The organism is Lacticaseibacillus manihotivorans DSM 13343 = JCM 12514 (assembly GCF_001435035.1).
In the GTDB taxonomy this organism is placed as follows: Bacteria; Bacillota; Bacilli; order Lactobacillales; family Lactobacillaceae; genus Lacticaseibacillus; species Lacticaseibacillus manihotivorans.
This window is the reverse complement of the sequence record NZ_AZEU01000113.1, coordinates 1-382: the sequence shown is the minus strand read 5'-3', so window position 1 is coordinate 382 and position 382 is coordinate 1. Positions and strand designations below refer to the sequence as shown.

Annotated in this window: 1 protein-coding gene; it reads right to left on the bottom strand. The window is 45.5% G+C overall.

Features of this window, described 5'->3' with window-relative positions; translation table 11 throughout:
* Positions 1-176 precede the first annotated feature (176 nt).
* A partial coding sequence (locus tag FD01_RS16560; RefSeq protein ID WP_235802935.1) for a hypothetical protein occupies positions 177-382 on the bottom strand: 206 nt, incomplete at its 5' end.

Genomic DNA, 382 nt, shown 5'->3' with positions numbered 1-382 from the left:
CACCGCACTGCGGTGTCACCCATTTATGGGTGCAGTTTTCCCTTATGCTCATTATCCAAAACTCCAAAATTCGTCCCCTGTCGAAAATCGTCAACAGTCACACGTCTAAAACCGCGCATGTACTTAGTAATATCTCGCCAGGTGTCGTGTTGTGTGTCCTTTATGTTGCTATATAGTTACATGAAAGGCACAGGAAGAACACATATTGAGAGAAGAAAAAAACTCGCAACACGACGGCGGCTTAGGCCACCTGTTTTTGCGGTTTTCCACTTGACTAACAGGCAAGACGCAATGAATTGCTGTACCTGTAACGCAAAGACAGAAAAGGGCATAAGGGAAAACTGAACCCAAATATGGGTTACACCGCAGTGCGGTGGGTTTT